The sequence below is a fragment of the Ruegeria halocynthiae genome (assembly GCF_900106805.1).
Taxonomy (GTDB): domain Bacteria; phylum Pseudomonadota; class Alphaproteobacteria; order Rhodobacterales; family Rhodobacteraceae; genus Ruegeria; species Ruegeria halocynthiae.
Window position 1 is genome coordinate 173438 of the sequence record NZ_FNNP01000003.1, and the last position, 13714, is coordinate 187151.

13 protein-coding genes are annotated in these 13714 nt (G+C 59.5%); 3 read left to right on the plus strand and 10 right to left on the minus strand.

What is annotated here, in order from left to right; genetic code table 11:
• Genes BLU89_RS11520 through BLU89_RS11530 form a run of 3 tightly spaced genes read right to left on the minus strand, consistent with a single transcriptional unit; the run spans window position 1 to window position 3204 of the window.
• Window positions 1–450, minus strand: a complete 450-nt coding sequence (locus tag BLU89_RS11520) for a DUF6173 family protein (protein ID WP_074736988.1) — start codon at window positions 448–450, stop codon at window positions 1–3.
• 4 nt (window positions 451–454) lie between these two features.
• A complete protein-coding gene (locus BLU89_RS11525) occupies window positions 455–1501 on the minus strand; it encodes an MBL fold metallo-hydrolase (protein ID WP_074736989.1) in 1047 nt (348 codons plus the stop codon).
• On the minus strand, window positions 1501–3204 hold the full coding sequence (locus tag BLU89_RS11530) for an acyl-CoA dehydrogenase family protein (RefSeq protein ID WP_074736990.1): 1704 nt from the start codon (window positions 3202–3204) through the stop codon (window positions 1501–1503). The genes BLU89_RS11525 and BLU89_RS11530 overlap by 1 nt, the downstream gene beginning before the upstream one ends.
• A gap of 132 nt (window positions 3205–3336) precedes the next feature.
• Between BLU89_RS11530 and BLU89_RS11535 the strand changes: the two genes are divergently transcribed.
• Window positions 3337–4284 carry an L-threonylcarbamoyladenylate synthase gene (locus tag BLU89_RS11535; protein WP_074736991.1) on the plus strand — a complete coding sequence of 316 codons (948 nt, stop codon included), beginning with the start codon at window positions 3337–3339 and terminating at the stop codon, window positions 4282–4284.
• Here the strand turns inward: BLU89_RS11535 and BLU89_RS11540 are convergent.
• Window positions 4281–4835 carry a YqgE/AlgH family protein gene (locus BLU89_RS11540; RefSeq protein WP_074736992.1) on the minus strand — a complete coding sequence of 185 codons (555 nt, stop codon included), beginning with the start codon at window positions 4833–4835 and terminating at the stop codon, window positions 4281–4283. The two genes, BLU89_RS11535 and BLU89_RS11540, sit on opposite strands and share 4 nt — an antisense overlap.
• A 147-nt stretch (window positions 4836–4982) precedes the next feature.
• On the opposite strand from BLU89_RS11540, the gene BLU89_RS11545 reads away from it, so the two are divergent.
• Window positions 4983–5795 (plus strand): protein-disulfide reductase DsbD domain-containing protein, encoded by an 813-nt coding sequence (locus BLU89_RS11545; RefSeq protein WP_074736993.1) that lies wholly within the window; start codon window positions 4983–4985, stop codon window positions 5793–5795.
• Window positions 5796–5799: 4 nt separating this feature from the next.
• Window positions 5800–6249, plus strand: coding sequence for an NUDIX hydrolase (locus BLU89_RS11550; RefSeq protein WP_074736994.1), 450 nt, complete (start codon window positions 5800–5802; stop codon window positions 6247–6249).
• Here BLU89_RS11550 and BLU89_RS11555 read toward each other — a convergent pair.
• From BLU89_RS11555 to BLU89_RS11580, 6 genes are all read right to left on the minus strand, one after another.
• Window positions 6216–9617: an efflux RND transporter permease subunit gene (locus BLU89_RS11555; protein ID WP_074736995.1), complete on the minus strand. Its 3402-nt coding sequence runs from the start codon at window positions 9615–9617 to the stop codon at window positions 6216–6218. The two genes, BLU89_RS11550 and BLU89_RS11555, sit on opposite strands and share 34 nt — an antisense overlap.
• Window positions 9618–9622: 5 nt before the next feature.
• The gene (locus BLU89_RS11560; RefSeq protein ID WP_074736996.1) at window positions 9623–11080 is read right to left on the minus strand and encodes an efflux RND transporter periplasmic adaptor subunit; all 1458 of its coding nucleotides are present in this window, start codon (window positions 11078–11080) and stop codon (window positions 9623–9625) included.
• Between the two features lie 105 nt (window positions 11081–11185).
• Window positions 11186–11728 carry a molybdenum cofactor biosynthesis protein B gene (gene moaB / locus BLU89_RS11565; RefSeq protein ID WP_074736997.1) on the minus strand — a complete coding sequence of 181 codons (543 nt, stop codon included), beginning with the start codon at window positions 11726–11728 and terminating at the stop codon, window positions 11186–11188.
• Between the two features lie 6 nt (window positions 11729–11734).
• Window positions 11735–12355 (minus strand): LysE family translocator, encoded by a 621-nt coding sequence (locus BLU89_RS11570; protein WP_074736998.1) that lies wholly within the window; start codon window positions 12353–12355, stop codon window positions 11735–11737.
• Entirely contained in the window at window positions 12352–12951 is a 600-nt protein-coding gene (locus BLU89_RS11575; protein ID WP_074736999.1) for a metallophosphoesterase family protein, read from the minus strand. Before BLU89_RS11575 ends, BLU89_RS11570 begins: the two co-directional genes overlap by 4 nt.
• On the minus strand, window positions 12948–13712 hold the full coding sequence (locus BLU89_RS11580) for a uracil-DNA glycosylase (RefSeq protein ID WP_074737000.1): 765 nt from the start codon (window positions 13710–13712) through the stop codon (window positions 12948–12950). Before BLU89_RS11580 ends, BLU89_RS11575 begins: the two co-directional genes overlap by 4 nt.
• Between the last annotated feature and the right edge of the window lie 2 nt (window positions 13713–13714).

The following is a 13714-nucleotide window of genomic DNA, read 5'->3' on the forward strand; positions in this document are numbered from 1 at the left end:
TTAGCTGTCTTCCAGATCAGCCGCCAGCCGAAATCCGATGCGATTGGCTGGTTTATCTTCGATCGTTTTCGGCAAAGCACGCAGCATCACGTTCAACTGGCTGACATGCTGGACAAGCTGAGTTTTTGCTCCGCCGCCATCCGAGCCATAAAAGGTAATGATGTCCGGATCAAAATAACCCATGCCTTCAATACGCATCACACCCGCGTCACCTCCGGTAAAGCCCATCGCGACCTCGTGATCGCCATCCAGCGTTTTCTCGAAGTTCTGTATATACAGGATCAACCGTTCATAAGCCCATTGCGCCGGGCTTTTGGATTCGACCGGCTTTTGCAGAGGCTTTGGCAAGTCTTTGTTGCCCGAGGCCGTTTCCGGGTTGGCATGAACCTCGTAACAGCGCGGCAAAGCTGCGGATTCTGCGGCCTCAGCCGAAGTTTCAATCTTGTCCATTACTCTACCCTTTGCGCTGATAAACCCACGCCCCGTCCGCGCGCCGCGTCCGGGTGACCGCTCCAATGTGGTAGAGATGGTTCACATGTGCAACCGCCTCAACCAACGCCAGGCCGTATTCCCCACCCTTGATGGGGCGCTTGAACAGCGGGGCAAAGCAATCCGCAGCGGTTTTGGGCTGATCCAGATCCTTCAACAGACGTTCGAGCGCGCCGTGATGATTGTCGATCAACTGACGCATGCGGATCGGTAGTCCGGTGAAGGGCAGCTTGTGCCCGCCCAAAACCAGATGATCGGGTCGGGCGAGCGGTCGCAGACGTTCGCAGGCCTCAAGCCAATCGGCCACGGGGTCAGCCATCGGCTCGGTCGCATAGACACCCAGATTCGAACTGATCGAGCTGAGAATCTGATCACCGGTCAGAACCAGATTGTCATCGCGGCTCCAGAATGTGCAGTGTTCAGGTGCGTGACCATTGCCCATATGCACATCCCAGTCGCGGCCTCCCATGCAGATCACATCGCCCTGTTTGATCCGGGTAAAGCCCAGCGGCATCGGGTACACAGTGTCGGCAAAATTGAACGGACGCTCGGCCATACGGCCGGCCAGCACATCCGCATCCATTCCGGCGCTGCGATAGTAATCCAGCGTTTCCTTCGGCCAGTTCTCTTGCACGTCCAGCGTCAGCATGCGGGCAAACAGCCAAGCCGTGCGGCTGGTGACAAGTTCGGCACCGTGTTCGGACTGGAACCAACCTGCATTGCCAACGTGGTCAGGGTGGTGATGTGTAACAACCACCCGGTGGACAGGCTTACCGGCCAAGGGCCCTTCCATCAGAGTCTGCCAGATGCGGCGCGTCTTGTTCGAGGATAGCCCCGTGTCGACTACAGTCCAACCATCGCCGTCATCCAACGCATAGACATTCACATGATCCAGCGCCATGGGCAGAGGCAGCCTGATCCACAAAACCCCTTCCGCGACCTCGACCCACTCGCCGGGGGTAGGCGGTTCCGGCCACGGATATCGCATCACCTGCGGAGCCTCGCCATCCATCAGACCGCCAACTCTTCGACGCTAAGTGCGTATATGTCATCCGCCCCGTTCTGGGCATGCACCAGCAAGCCGGAATGTTCCGGCAGCAGCGCGTTGATATAGTAACGTGCCAGTTTTGCACGCGGCCCATCGGGATCGGCCAGAGCCGAAGACAAATGGTAGTGCCCCCCCAGAACCCGCGCAAAGGCTTTGAGATACGCGGACGCACCGGCAAACCGGTTATTCATGTCCGACTGCGCAACAAGCCACTCGGTGGCTTCCCGCAGCGACTCGGAAGCTTCCCAAACTGGACCGGCCAGTTCGGGCATTTTGGCCCGGGCCTTCTCGGCCTGATCCTCGATCTCATCCAGAAGGTTCGAGGCCGCCTCACCCCCGTCCATCATCTTGCGGGCCACAAGGTCCATGGCCTGAATGCCGTTGGTGCCTTCATAGATCGCGGTCACGCGGACATCGCGGTAATATTGCGCAGCCCCGGTTTCTTCGATAAACCCCATGCCGCCATGCACCTGCACCCCGGTCTCAGACACGCGCATACCGGTCTCGGTGCCAAACGCCTTGCAGATCGGGGTCAGCAGCGCCGCCCGTGCAGCCCAGTCCGCATCACCCGTGGCCTGCGCCATATCAATCGCAGCGGCATTCGCCAGCATGATCGCGCGGGCGGCAAACACATCCGCACGCATCGAGATCAGCATCCTGCGCACATCCGCGTGGTCGATGATCGTGCCAGAGGGCGTTTTGCCCTGCTTGCGCTCCAACGCATAGGCCAGCGCGTGCTGATAGGCCCCTTCGGCCGCGCCCACACCCTGTCCACCTACGCCAAGGCGCGCGTTGTTCATCATGGTGAACATCGCGGCCATTCCGCCATGTTCATTGCCGATCAGCCAACCCTTGGCCCCGTCATATTGCATCACGCAGGTGGGGGATCCGTGCAGGCCCATCTTGTGTTCCAACGACACGACTTTCAGATCGTTTGCCACGCCGGGATTGCCATTCTCATCCGGGATGTATTTCGGCACCAAGAACAGCGAAATCCCTTTGGTTCCAGGCACGCCATCGGGCAGACGGGCCAGCACCAGATGGCAGATATTCTCAGCGAAATCGTTATCACCCCACGAAATATAGATTTTCTGGCCGGTCACTGAATAGGTGCCGTCGCCATTATCCTCGGCCTTCGAAGTCAGCGCACCTACATCCGATCCGGCCTGTGGTTCGGTCAGGTTCATAGTGCCAGACCATTCACCCGTCATCATCTTAGGCAGGTAGAGTGCTTTCAACTCATCGCTCGCGTGATGCTCAAGTGCCTCGATCTGGCCCTGCGTCATCAACGGGGCCAATTGCAGCGACAGGCAAGCCGCGCTCATCATCTCATTCACAGCAGTGGTCATGGTCATGGGCAGACCCATGCCGCCAAATTCGGGATCACCGCTCATCCCGATCCAGCCGCCTTCAGCGATTGCTTTCCACCCTTCCGCATAGCCCGGCGACGTTCGCAAAACACCGTTCTCCAACCGGGCGGGTTCCAGATCACCGGGCCGTTGAAGCGGGGCCATGACTTCTTCGCACATCTTTCCAGCCTCGGTCAGAATGGCGCTGACCACATCTTCGCTGGCTTCCGAGAACGTCTCGGTCGCGGCGATCTGGTCAAAACCGATCACATTGCGGAACAGGAATTCATAGTCTGAGATCGGGGCGCGATAGGGCATGGTTTCCCTCCGAGTCTGGCATGTTTGTTCCGTGGGGTTGGAATCCCGGCCCCACGCCGGTATTCATCTGGGCTGGCACGATTACCTACCGTTACCTGAACTGCAAGCAACCAAAACGCGGCGTCACGATCTATGACCTTTCTCGGCACCCAAGACCTTTCCGCAGACGCCGATGGCATCGCAAAAGCCGCCGACCTGTTGCGGCAGGGGCTGCTGGTCGCCTTCCCGACCGAGACCGTCTATGGCCTTGGAGGTGATGCACGCAATGGAGAGGCCGTGGCTGCAATCTATGAAGCCAAGGGGCGACCCAGCTTCAACCCGTTGATCGCCCATGTCGCCTCAACCGAAACCGCGAAACGGTTCGTCGAATGGAACGATCAGGCCGATCGGCTGACCCATACTTTCTGGCCCGGACCGTTGACACTGGTTCTGCCTCTGCGCGCTGGCCATGGGATTTCCTCACTTGTCACCGCGGGCTTGGATACCCTGGCTGTCCGTGTGCCGGCTCACCCTACCGCGCGGGCATTGCTGGCAGCGTTTGATGGCCCGGTGGCGGCCCCCTCGGCCAACCCTTCGGGTCAAATCAGCCCGACCACGGCGGCGCATGTCCGGGCCGGGCTAGAGGGACGCATCGCCGCAATTCTGGATGATGGGCCCTGCGGTGTCGGGCTTGAATCGACCATTATAGGTCTGGCCGAAGCCCCTGCTCTGTTACGTCCGGGTGGTATCGCGCTGGAACAGATCGAAGAGGTTCTGCAGACCGAGTTGCACCATCACCAGCCGGGCGATCTGCTGACCGCACCGGGGCAGCTGCAATCCCACTACGCGCCAGACGCGCCCGTTCGCCTGAACGCGCAAGCCATACAAGGCGCCGAAGTTCTGTTGGGTTTTGGTCCGGTTGCCTGTGATTTGAACCTGTCCGAATGCAGCAACCTTGCCGAAGCGGCTGCCAACCTGTTCGCGGCACTGCACACACTAAACGAAACAGGTCGTCCGATCGCAGTATCGCCGATTCCCGATCACGGATTAGGCGCCGCCATCAACGACCGCCTGCGCCGTGCAGCGGCTCCGCGCGATTAAGCTCGGCCCGCACTGGCAGAGAGTGTCAACGGATCAACCCCCAGCGTGGCCAAAGCAGCCTCCCACTTTTCGTCATCAGGTACGTCGAAAACCAGTTTCGAGGACGCCTCGGTCGTCAACCAGCCATTCATCGCGATCTCATCCTCAAGCTGACCCGGTCCCCAACCAGAATAGCCCAACGTCAGCATCGAATTCAGCGGCCCTTTGCCCGTGGCCAGATCCTCCAGTACATCCAGTGTCGCGGTCATGCTGAAATCATCGGAAATCTGCATCGAATGCAGATTCGCCTCGTAATCCGCGCTGTGCAGGACAAAGCCGCGCGACATCTCGACCGGACCACCGAACTGAACCAGACGTTCCCCCACCACCGGGATGCGGCAGGGGATGTTGAGCTGTTCCAGCAGGGTCTTGATCCGCAGGTCCGAGGGTTTGTTCACGATCAATCCCATCGCGCCATCGTCCCCATGGCTGCAGACATAGACGACCGAATGCTCGAATCGCGGATCGCCCATGCCAGGCATCGCAATCAACAGTTTTCCTGTAAGGTCCATCAGCAGGCATCTCTTGCGCTCAGGTTTACCCTAGAATGACCCCGTGGGCCGGGTATTGGCAAGGGATCAGCCGGGATTTCCGTGTATTTCACATCGGTGACCGGAACGTGACTTGGCATTCCCAGTCAGAATGCGCATCTTTCCGATATGAAGACACTCTGTAAATCTGTCGCTATTGCCTTGTCTGCAAGCCTCTACTCGGTCGCTGCGGTCTTTGCGCAAGGCGTAGAACAGCTGGTTCAGCTGGATGTGCTCGATGGTGGCAAATCCGACAACGGCACCTATCAGGGCGCGTTGCGCCTGACATTGAAGGACGGGTGGAAAACCTATTGGCGCGCGCCGGGCGATGCGGGCATTCCGCCCCAATTCGACTGGAGCAAATCCCGCAATGTCGGTGACATCGCCATCACGTGGCCCGCACCGAAGGTCTTTGATCAGAATGGACTGCAATCCATCGGGTATGAGGACCAGTTGGTCCTGCCCGTTGAGATCACCCCCAAAAATCCTGCCAAGCCGGTACGGCTGCGGGGTGAGATGGATTTGGGTGTGTGCAAGGATGTCTGCGTGCCGGGCCGTTTGGGTTTCGACCACACGCTGGACGCCAATGCCGGACGCAACCCCGCAATTGCCGCAGCTCTGGCCCAGCGCCCGTTCTCCGAGCGCGAGGCAGGAGTAGCCGAGGCAACCTGTCAACTGACGCCCACTAAGGACGGAATGCAGATCGAAGCGCATATCACCATGCCGTCAGCAGGTGGGTCCGAAGTGGCCGTGATCGAACCCGGCAATCCAACGCTCTGGGCGTCGCAATCCGATACGGATCGGCGGGGCAATACATTGATCGCCCGGTCCGAGATCATCAACGCCTCAGGCGGCCCGTTTGCGCTGGACCGGTCCGAAGTTCGGATCACAGTGCTTGGCGCAAACCATGCGGTAGATATCGTCGGGTGCAGCGCAGGTTGACTGCATGAGCCCAACCCCAAAGATCGGCGCACTGGCTGTTGTCCTGCACAAGGGGCAAGTCTTGCTGGTTCAGCGCAGTAAGCAACCTGACGCGGGCCTATGGGGATTTCCCGGCGGGCATGTGGAATGGGGTGAAACTGTACTGGAAGCAGCTGCACGGGAATTGTTGGAAGAAACCGGCGTGATCGCTGAACCGATCAGATATCTCGATAATCTAGATCTTTTGCTGCCTGGCCCTGACGGGCAAATCAGGGCGCATTACCTGCTGGTCGGCGTCGCCTGCCGTTATATCTCGGGTACGCCGCTGGCGGCCGATGATGCGAAGGATGCGCGGTGGTTTGCCACTGAGCAGATCGCTCAGGGAAACCTGCCGATGAGTGATCGGGTCCCCGACCTGTTGCGCTTTGCCCTACAGGCCGATCAGGTCTCGGACCGGCCCGACAGTCGCGCGTAAAGCAGGTTCGACAGGACCACGCCCAGTAGGAGAATCAGAACTGCGCCTGCGGCGAAGACGCCAAAGCCCAATTGCAGAATGCCCAGACCATCCGCGCCGGGATAAAGCCCGGCCAACAAAGCCACCGGCGCACCCGTCAAGGCTGGCCAGATCATCGACACCCCGAGCCAGACCGCCAACACTGCGCCCGTTACGCAAACGGCAGCGCGTACCACCCTGTCCGGTGCGCGCAAAGCCCGTCGCATCGCGGTCATCGGACGCGAGACATCGTTCAGGATGGCAAGCAACGCGGGCACCAGCAGTAGGATCAGGACCATGCCAAAACCCAGCCCGTAGACCAGAGTGATCACGGTCGGCTTGAGAAACTGCGCCTGCTGCGAGCTTTCGTACATAAGGGGCGTGAGACCCAGAACCGTGGTCAGGGTGGTCAGCATGACGGGCCGCAGCCGGTCGGCGGCACCTTCGACAATCGACGGCACCAGCCCGCGTTCCTGTTGGTATCCGTCAATCGTTGTCACCAGCACGATCGAGTCGTTGATGATGATCCCGGTCATACCCAGAAGGCCGACGACGGTGAACATACTCAGCGGAACACCCCACAGGTAATGCCCCCAGATCGCCCCCACCAGACCAAACGGAATGATCGCCATGACCACCAAGGGTCGCGTCCAGCTGGCAAAGACCCAGGCCAGAACCAGATAAATCCCAGTCAGACACAGGATCAGTCCGGTGCGGGCTTCGGTCAGGAACTCGTCCTCTTGCTCACTCAGACCCGCCATGCGCCATTCGACCTGACGTTCGGCCGCAATGTTGGGCAATATCTCTTCGCGCATGGCACGTGCAATTTCGGTGGCCTGCGCCGGGTCGTCCTCGGAGATGTCACCATTCACCGAAATCACCCTCAGGCCATTTTCGCGTCGGACGGTCGAGAAACCCGACTCGCGCTCGACTGAAACGATATCGGCCAGTGGAACATAAACACCATCCGGTGAGCGCATCAGCGTGCGTTCCAGAAAATCAGCGGTCAGTTCACCCTCGGGCAATTCAACCCGGATTTCCGCGCTGCGCGGGCCGTCCGGGAAAGTGGCCGCCTCGATCCCATTCAGCCGGTTTCGCAGCACGCGACCCAGCGCTTCAATGCGAAAGCCCAGCGCCTGACCCTGCGCGGTCAGGTCCAGAATGAACTCTTCCTTGTCATAAGCCAGATTATCCTCAAGCGCAGACACTTCCGAATACTTCGACAGCGCCGCCTGCAGATCTTCGGATGCAGATTTCAGCGTGTTCACATCCGCACCGTAAAATTCAACGTCGATCGCATCACCACCGGGCCCGGACCGCCAGCCACGGAAGCTGAGCAATTCGACCTTCGGGTGGCGCGGAACGAAATCCTGCAATTCACCCACAAACTCGAAACTGGAATAGGGGCGCAGATCGGCGTCGATCAGTTCAATAGAGATGCCGCCCAGCAGATCGCTATCCTTCCCATCTGCCGCACGCAGCCCCCACCCTGCCGAGCCGCCAATTTCGGCCAGCACATATTCAATGGGATTTCGGCCATGGCGTTCCTCATAAATCTGACCCAGCTCTTCAGTGGCCTGCTGCACCATATGCATCATTTCCAGCGTCTCGGTGCGCGTAGCACCTTCGACCATGATGAAGTTACCCGTGACCGAACCGCGTTCGGGCGCGTTGAAGAACCGCCAGTTTACGTCGCCCCGGATAAACAGCGCGAGTTGACTGGCCAGAATGACCACCATCAGGGCAACAACCACATAGCGTGCCCAAACCACCCATGCGACCAACGGACGGAACAGGTGGTCGCGAACCCAACGAAAGCCCCTGTTCACGACCCGGTTGGGCCAATCATACCAATGTTCCTTGGCCGAATGTGCGATGGCGTGGGCCATGTGGTTCGGTAGGATCAAAAAGCATTCGATCAGCGAGGCGATCAGAACCGCGATAACAGTGAACGGAATATCTCGGATCAGCTCCCCGAACCGGCCACCGATGGCGGTCAGGCCGAAAAAGGCAATGACCGTGGTTATGGTGGCTGCGAAAACCGGCATCGCCATGCGGCGCGCAGCGCGTTCCGCCGCCACCATCGGCGCTTCGCCAAGGCGCCGGGCACGAAAATCAGCGTGTTCGCCGACCACGATGGCATCATCGACGACGATACCCAGCGTGATGATCAAGCCGAACAGCGACACCATATTGATTGACAAACCGCCCAGATACATCAGCGCAATCGCCGCCGACATTGCCACAGGGATACCAGCCGCCACCCAGAAGGCGATACGAGCGTTGAGAAACAGGAAGAGAAGACAAACCACCAGCCCGAGGCCCACCAGGCCATTATCCACAAGTATATCGAGACGGTCAGTGATGGCCTGTGCGCGGGTGCGGATCAGCTCGATGGTGATGCCCTCGGGCACACTGGCCTGCATATTCAGCACCACATCTTCGACCGAACGCTGGATGCCGATTGCATCGCCCAGATTGGACCGGTCGACGCGGATCGACATGGCCGGATTGTCGCCAACATAGTAGCTGCGATTGCGCGTGACGCCCTCGACCCGGATTTGCGCCACATCTCCCACAACCAGCTTTGATCCGTCTGCAAAGGTACGCAGGGCGATGCCTTCGATCTCTTCCGGAGTGCGTTTTTCCACGCCCGTCCGAATACGCGCATTTGCCCCCGAGACATCGCCTGCCGGGTTCGTGGTGACCTCGGCCGCGATCGCCGACGCGATGTCAGACATTGCAATGTCATTGGCGATCAATTGCGCAGTGGGTACCTCGACCACCACGCGCGGCGCTGCAAGGCCCCGGATCGTCGTGCGCGTAACCCCCACCGCAAAAAGACGATTGATCAGTTCATCCGTGAATTTGGCGAGCTGTTCCGCCTCAATCGGCCCGGTTATGACCACATCGGTCACCCGATCCCGCCAGGCGCCACGGCGGATGGTGGGCTCTTCCGCGTCATCGGGCAGGTTGGTTACACCATCGACGGCAGTCCTGACCTCTTCGACAGCGCGGGCCATATCCCAGTTCGGCTCGAACTCCAGCCGGACACGGGCCGAGCCTTCACGCGAGGTGGATTCGGTGCTGGCGACGCCTTCGACTCCCAGTAGCGCCGGTTCAAGAAGCTGTATGATACCGTCATCGACATCCTCGGGACCCGCGCCGTCCCACTCAACCGTGACATCGACGCGTTCAAGGATCACATCCGGAAAGAACTGCGCCCGCATGTTGGGAATGGCTGCTGCCCCCAGAACCAGCATGACCAGAAGCAACAGATTTGCTGCCGTGCGATGCCGGGTAAAGTAACTGAGGATACCACCCGCCGCATTGGGAATATCGCGGATCATGGCGCCTAGCCTCCGGCCCGATTTTCATCGAGTCGGCGCAGCAATGACGCAGGCACTTTCGTATCGCGCAGCTGTCCAAGAACCTGATTCTTGACATCCTGCGTCATGCGCTGGCTGGCCTCGACCTGCGCCACAAGCTGAGCACGCTTTGCGTCTGATAGCTCTACCATGTCCGGATCGCTTTCGATGCTCGCCTCAATCCGCAAGGGGCGCACGCGCACGCCCGAGCCCAGCAGCGGTGTACGACCAATTACCACCTCGCGACCCGCAAGCCCGGCACCGCGTAACAGAACCTCGTCACCCTGGCGGCGCACCAGTTGAACCGGTATCGGCTCCAACCGGTCATCGGGGCCCAGTACCAAAACGTTGCCCGAGGCATCCAGCGCCGATGATGGCATCCGCACCACATTCTCTAGCGGCTGTTCTTCAATTGAAACGGTGACGAAATCGCCCGGCTTGAAACCCGGTGCATCATCCAGACGGGCGTAGATCAGACGCCCCGTCTGACCCTCTCCTGCCGAGCCACTGTCGCGGCTGATAATACCGGTGGCCGTCAGATCGGCCCCTGTCACTTCAAGCGAGATGGTTACTGGTGCAGTGACAAGATCGCCTTGCGCGTCGAGCAGACGCACGTATTGCGCTGTTGAAACACGAAAGGCCACTTCAAGCATATTTGGGTCGACCAGCTCAGCCAGCTTTTCGTTGGCCGAGACCAATCGTCCTTCGACCAGCGTGACTCCGGTCAAAGTTCCGTCAAAAGCGGCATGGATCGTCATGTCTTCAAGATCACGCTCAGCCCCTTCAAGCGCAATTCGGGCACGAGCGAACAGAGTAGTGGCCTGGTCCACACGGGATTCTGCCTGAGCCAGCGCGATCCGGCGCGCCAGAACCGCCTGATGCGACGAGGTTGCTGCCAGCTCGGCTTCTTCCACGCTGGCAGCCGCGCCAACACCGCGGGTTTGCAGATCCTGCTGCCGTTGTAACGCCCGATCCCGCAGCTCGGCCTGCGCCTCGGCCGATTTCAACTCATCCTGCGCCAGCAGCAACGAGCGTTCTGCGTCACGCTCCTCGAATTGGGCGTCCAATAGATCAGATTTTGCGCGATCCAGTGCAGATTGCATGTCGGCGGGATCGAGCTCGACCAGCAATTCACCTGCTGTTACCGTGCCGCCATCCTCAAAATCCTCCGCCAGAAAGATAACACGCCCGCCCAACGCCGCACGCAGTTCCAGCCGGCGCCGGCTTTGCACCTGTCCAAAGGCTTCAAGATAGGGCGTAATTGTCTCGGGCTTGGCGGTTCGAACGCTCACCGCAAAGATTCGTTCCCGCACCTCGGGTGGCTGGCTGTCACGCGTCAGCACATCCTGCACGGCGCCCGTGATCATCTGTACGGCAACCAGCAACAAGCCCAGCGTCAGAAACGCCAGGAACACGCCAACAAGGCTTTGCCGCAGAAATCGCATCAGTCATTCACCTCAGGTCGCACATGCTGCCTTCCGCAAAGGTAGCCGGGTCGCAAAAAATGCCAAGCCACAAAGCGGTTATGATGCGTTAAACGCAGGGCCAGTCTACTTCCGTCGCAGATGTTCGTCCAATCTAGGCATTATTTCCACGAAATTGCAGGGCCGGTGGCGATAATCGAACTGTTTCTCCAAAATCGCGTCCCATGCGTCCTTGCAGGCCCCGGGACTGCCCGGCAAAGCAAACAGATAGGTGCCACCCGCCACTCCGCCCGTGGCGCGGGATTGCACGGCTGATGTGCCGATTTTTTCCATCGACACGATGGTGAAGACGGTACCAAAGGCCTCGATCTCTTTTTCATAGACATCGCGATGCGCCTCAACGGTCACATCGCGGCCTGTCAGACCAGTGCCGCCAGTGGAAATCACGACGTCAATCTCGGGATCGGCAATCCAAACACGCAATTGATCCGAGATCTGGATGCGCTCATCCCTGATGATCTTACGATCCGCCACTGAATGCCCGGCTTTCTTGATCCGCTCGGCAAGGGTTTGGCCCGAGCGGTCTTCATCCAGAGATCTGGTGTCCGAAACGGTCAGGATGGCAATACGCACGGGAATGAACTCCATGCTTTCGTCAATGCGCGACATACGGTGTCAGGCCCTTTCCATGATGGCCAGCCGGACGGCAAGAGCGGTAAAGATACCGCCGGTAATCCAGCCCATGATGCGTGAAGCACGCGGGTTCGAGACCAGAAAACGCCCTGCTCCACCTGCGAAGATGCCGACCATCCCGTTCACCAGAATACTGCCAGACGCAATGATCAACCCGAGCGTTAGAAACTGCAGCAACACCGAACCCTGCGCGGGGTTCACGAACTGCGGGATAAAGGCCAGCACAAAGAGAATGACCTTGGGGTTGGTCAGATTCACCAACAAACCTTCGCGGAACGCGAAATGTGCAGGTTTGACTGGCGCATCGTCCGAGACCGCCCCATTCCGGATCGCGCCCCAGGCCAAGTAAAGCAGGTAGACGACACCCAGCCACCGGATCACATCGAACAACCATGGGATGGTCGATACCACAGCACCAAGCCCCAACCCGGCCAGCAACACATGGACCATCAACCCGACCGAGACGCCGAGGCTGGCCAAAAGGGCAGATCTGGCACCCGCACGCAAACCCTGCCCGAAACAGAACATCATATCGGCGCCAGGCGTGAAATTCAGCACCATTGCCGCGGGGACAAAAGCCAAAAGCGTTACGGTATCGATCATGTGTTCACCTCGAACCAATGCACTTTGGGACCCAGATTGGCGATCTGCGTACGCCCCATCGAGCCGCGATAACCCCAACTGTCGTGGATATGGCCGCAAAAGACGAATTCGGGTTGTATCCGCTCAACCGCATCCCGGACGGCTGTCGAGCCGACGGATACGCCTTGCGACGTCACATCGCCATAGCCTTTAGGGGGTGAATGCGTGATCAGAATATCTGCGCCCTCGCATCGATCCAGCAATTCAGCGGCCTCGGCTTCGGTCAGATCACAGGACCAGGCGCCGAACGGCGTCGGCGGAACGCCGTAACCCAGCCCAAAAAGGCGGAGGCCATCCAGCGTCATTCCTGATCCGTGCAACACATGCACACCATCCGGCGCGGCGTCGGTCAGTTCGCCCACACTTTCGGCATTGCCCGGCACCAGAACCAGCGGCGCGGCGATACCTGCAAGCATTTGAATTGCCTCGTCCAGGCCCTGCCGCATGTTGCAGAAATCTCCGGCTCCGATCACCAAATCGGCTTCGGTGCTGGCAGCAACCACATCAGCAGCACGGTTACGTGCCATGTGCAGGTCCGAGAATGCAAGAACCTTCATGCCCCAGCCTCCAATCGTGCCTTAAGCTCAAGCAGATCGGCCCAAGCTTGCCGCTTCATCTGCGGTTGCCGCAACAGATAGGCGGGGTGGAACATCGGTATAACCGGCAGATCCAGCGCCTGATCCCATCGCCCGCGCAACCGAGTAATGCCGCGTTTGCCCAGCACCGCCTGACAACTTATGTTGCCCATGATTACCAGTACCTCGGGCTTGGCCAACGCCACGTGGCGTTCCAAAAACGGCTTCATCATGCCGATTTCTTCCGGCTTGGGATCGCGGTTTTGCGGAGGCCGCCACGGCAGAACATTGGTGATATAGACATTCTCGCGCCGATCCAGATCAATCGCTGCCAGCATCCGGTCCAGCAACTGCCCGGCGCGCCCGACGAAAGGCTTGCCCTCGCGATCTTCATCACGTCCGGGTGCTTCGCCGATGATCATCACCCGCGCTCCGGGCGTACCATCGGCAAACACCAGTTGTCGCGCACCGCGTTTCAGTTCGCAAAGGTCGAACGTTTCCATCGCGGCCCGCAAATCGGTCAGTGATCCAGCAGACTTTGCCACTTGTTGCGCAACGACCGCAGCTTCGACAGGCTCAGCTTTCTTCATCGGCTCTGCGACAGCGGGCTTCTTCGCCTTCGGCGTCTTGTCCGGCAGCGCATAGCGGTCGAGAGGCGCATCCGCGATCGCCTCTGTTGCGCCCAGCTCGATCTGCCATTCCAGCAGCGCCCGCGCGGTGTGATAGTCCAAGCCCGATTCCATAG

Excerpts from the sequence above, each read along its gene's own strand:
- BLU89_RS11520 (WP_074736988.1), bottom strand. The coding sequence starts at position 450 with ATGGACAAGATTGAAACTTCGGCTGAGGCCGCAGAATCCGCAGCTTTG.
- BLU89_RS11525 (WP_074736989.1), bottom strand. The coding sequence starts at position 1,501 with ATGGATGGCGAGGCTCCGCAGGTGATGCGATATCCGTGGCCGGAACCG.
- BLU89_RS11530 (WP_074736990.1), bottom strand. The coding sequence starts at position 3,204 with ATGCCCTATCGCGCCCCGATCTCAGACTATGAATTCCTGTTCCGCAAT.
- BLU89_RS11535 (WP_074736991.1), top strand. The coding sequence starts at position 3,337 with ATGACCTTTCTCGGCACCCAAGACCTTTCCGCAGACGCCGATGGCATC.
- BLU89_RS11540 (WP_074736992.1), bottom strand. The coding sequence starts at position 4,835 with ATGGACCTTACAGGAAAACTGTTGATTGCGATGCCTGGCATGGGCGAT.
- BLU89_RS11545 (WP_074736993.1), top strand. The coding sequence starts at position 4,983 with ATGAAGACACTCTGTAAATCTGTCGCTATTGCCTTGTCTGCAAGCCTC.
- BLU89_RS11550 (WP_074736994.1), top strand. The coding sequence starts at position 5,800 with ATGAGCCCAACCCCAAAGATCGGCGCACTGGCTGTTGTCCTGCACAAG.
- BLU89_RS11555 (WP_074736995.1), bottom strand. The coding sequence starts at position 9,617 with ATGATCCGCGATATTCCCAATGCGGCGGGTGGTATCCTCAGTTACTTT.
- BLU89_RS11560 (WP_074736996.1), bottom strand. The coding sequence starts at position 11,080 with ATGCGATTTCTGCGGCAAAGCCTTGTTGGCGTGTTCCTGGCGTTTCTG.
- moaB (WP_074736997.1), bottom strand. The coding sequence starts at position 11,728 with ATGTCGCGCATTGACGAAAGCATGGAGTTCATTCCCGTGCGTATTGCC.
- BLU89_RS11570 (WP_074736998.1), bottom strand. The coding sequence starts at position 12,355 with ATGATCGATACCGTAACGCTTTTGGCTTTTGTCCCCGCGGCAATGGTG.
- BLU89_RS11575 (WP_074736999.1), bottom strand. The coding sequence starts at position 12,951 with ATGAAGGTTCTTGCATTCTCGGACCTGCACATGGCACGTAACCGTGCT.
- BLU89_RS11580 (WP_074737000.1), bottom strand. The coding sequence starts at position 13,712 with ATGGAATCGGGCTTGGACTATCACACCGCGCGGGCGCTGCTGGAATGG.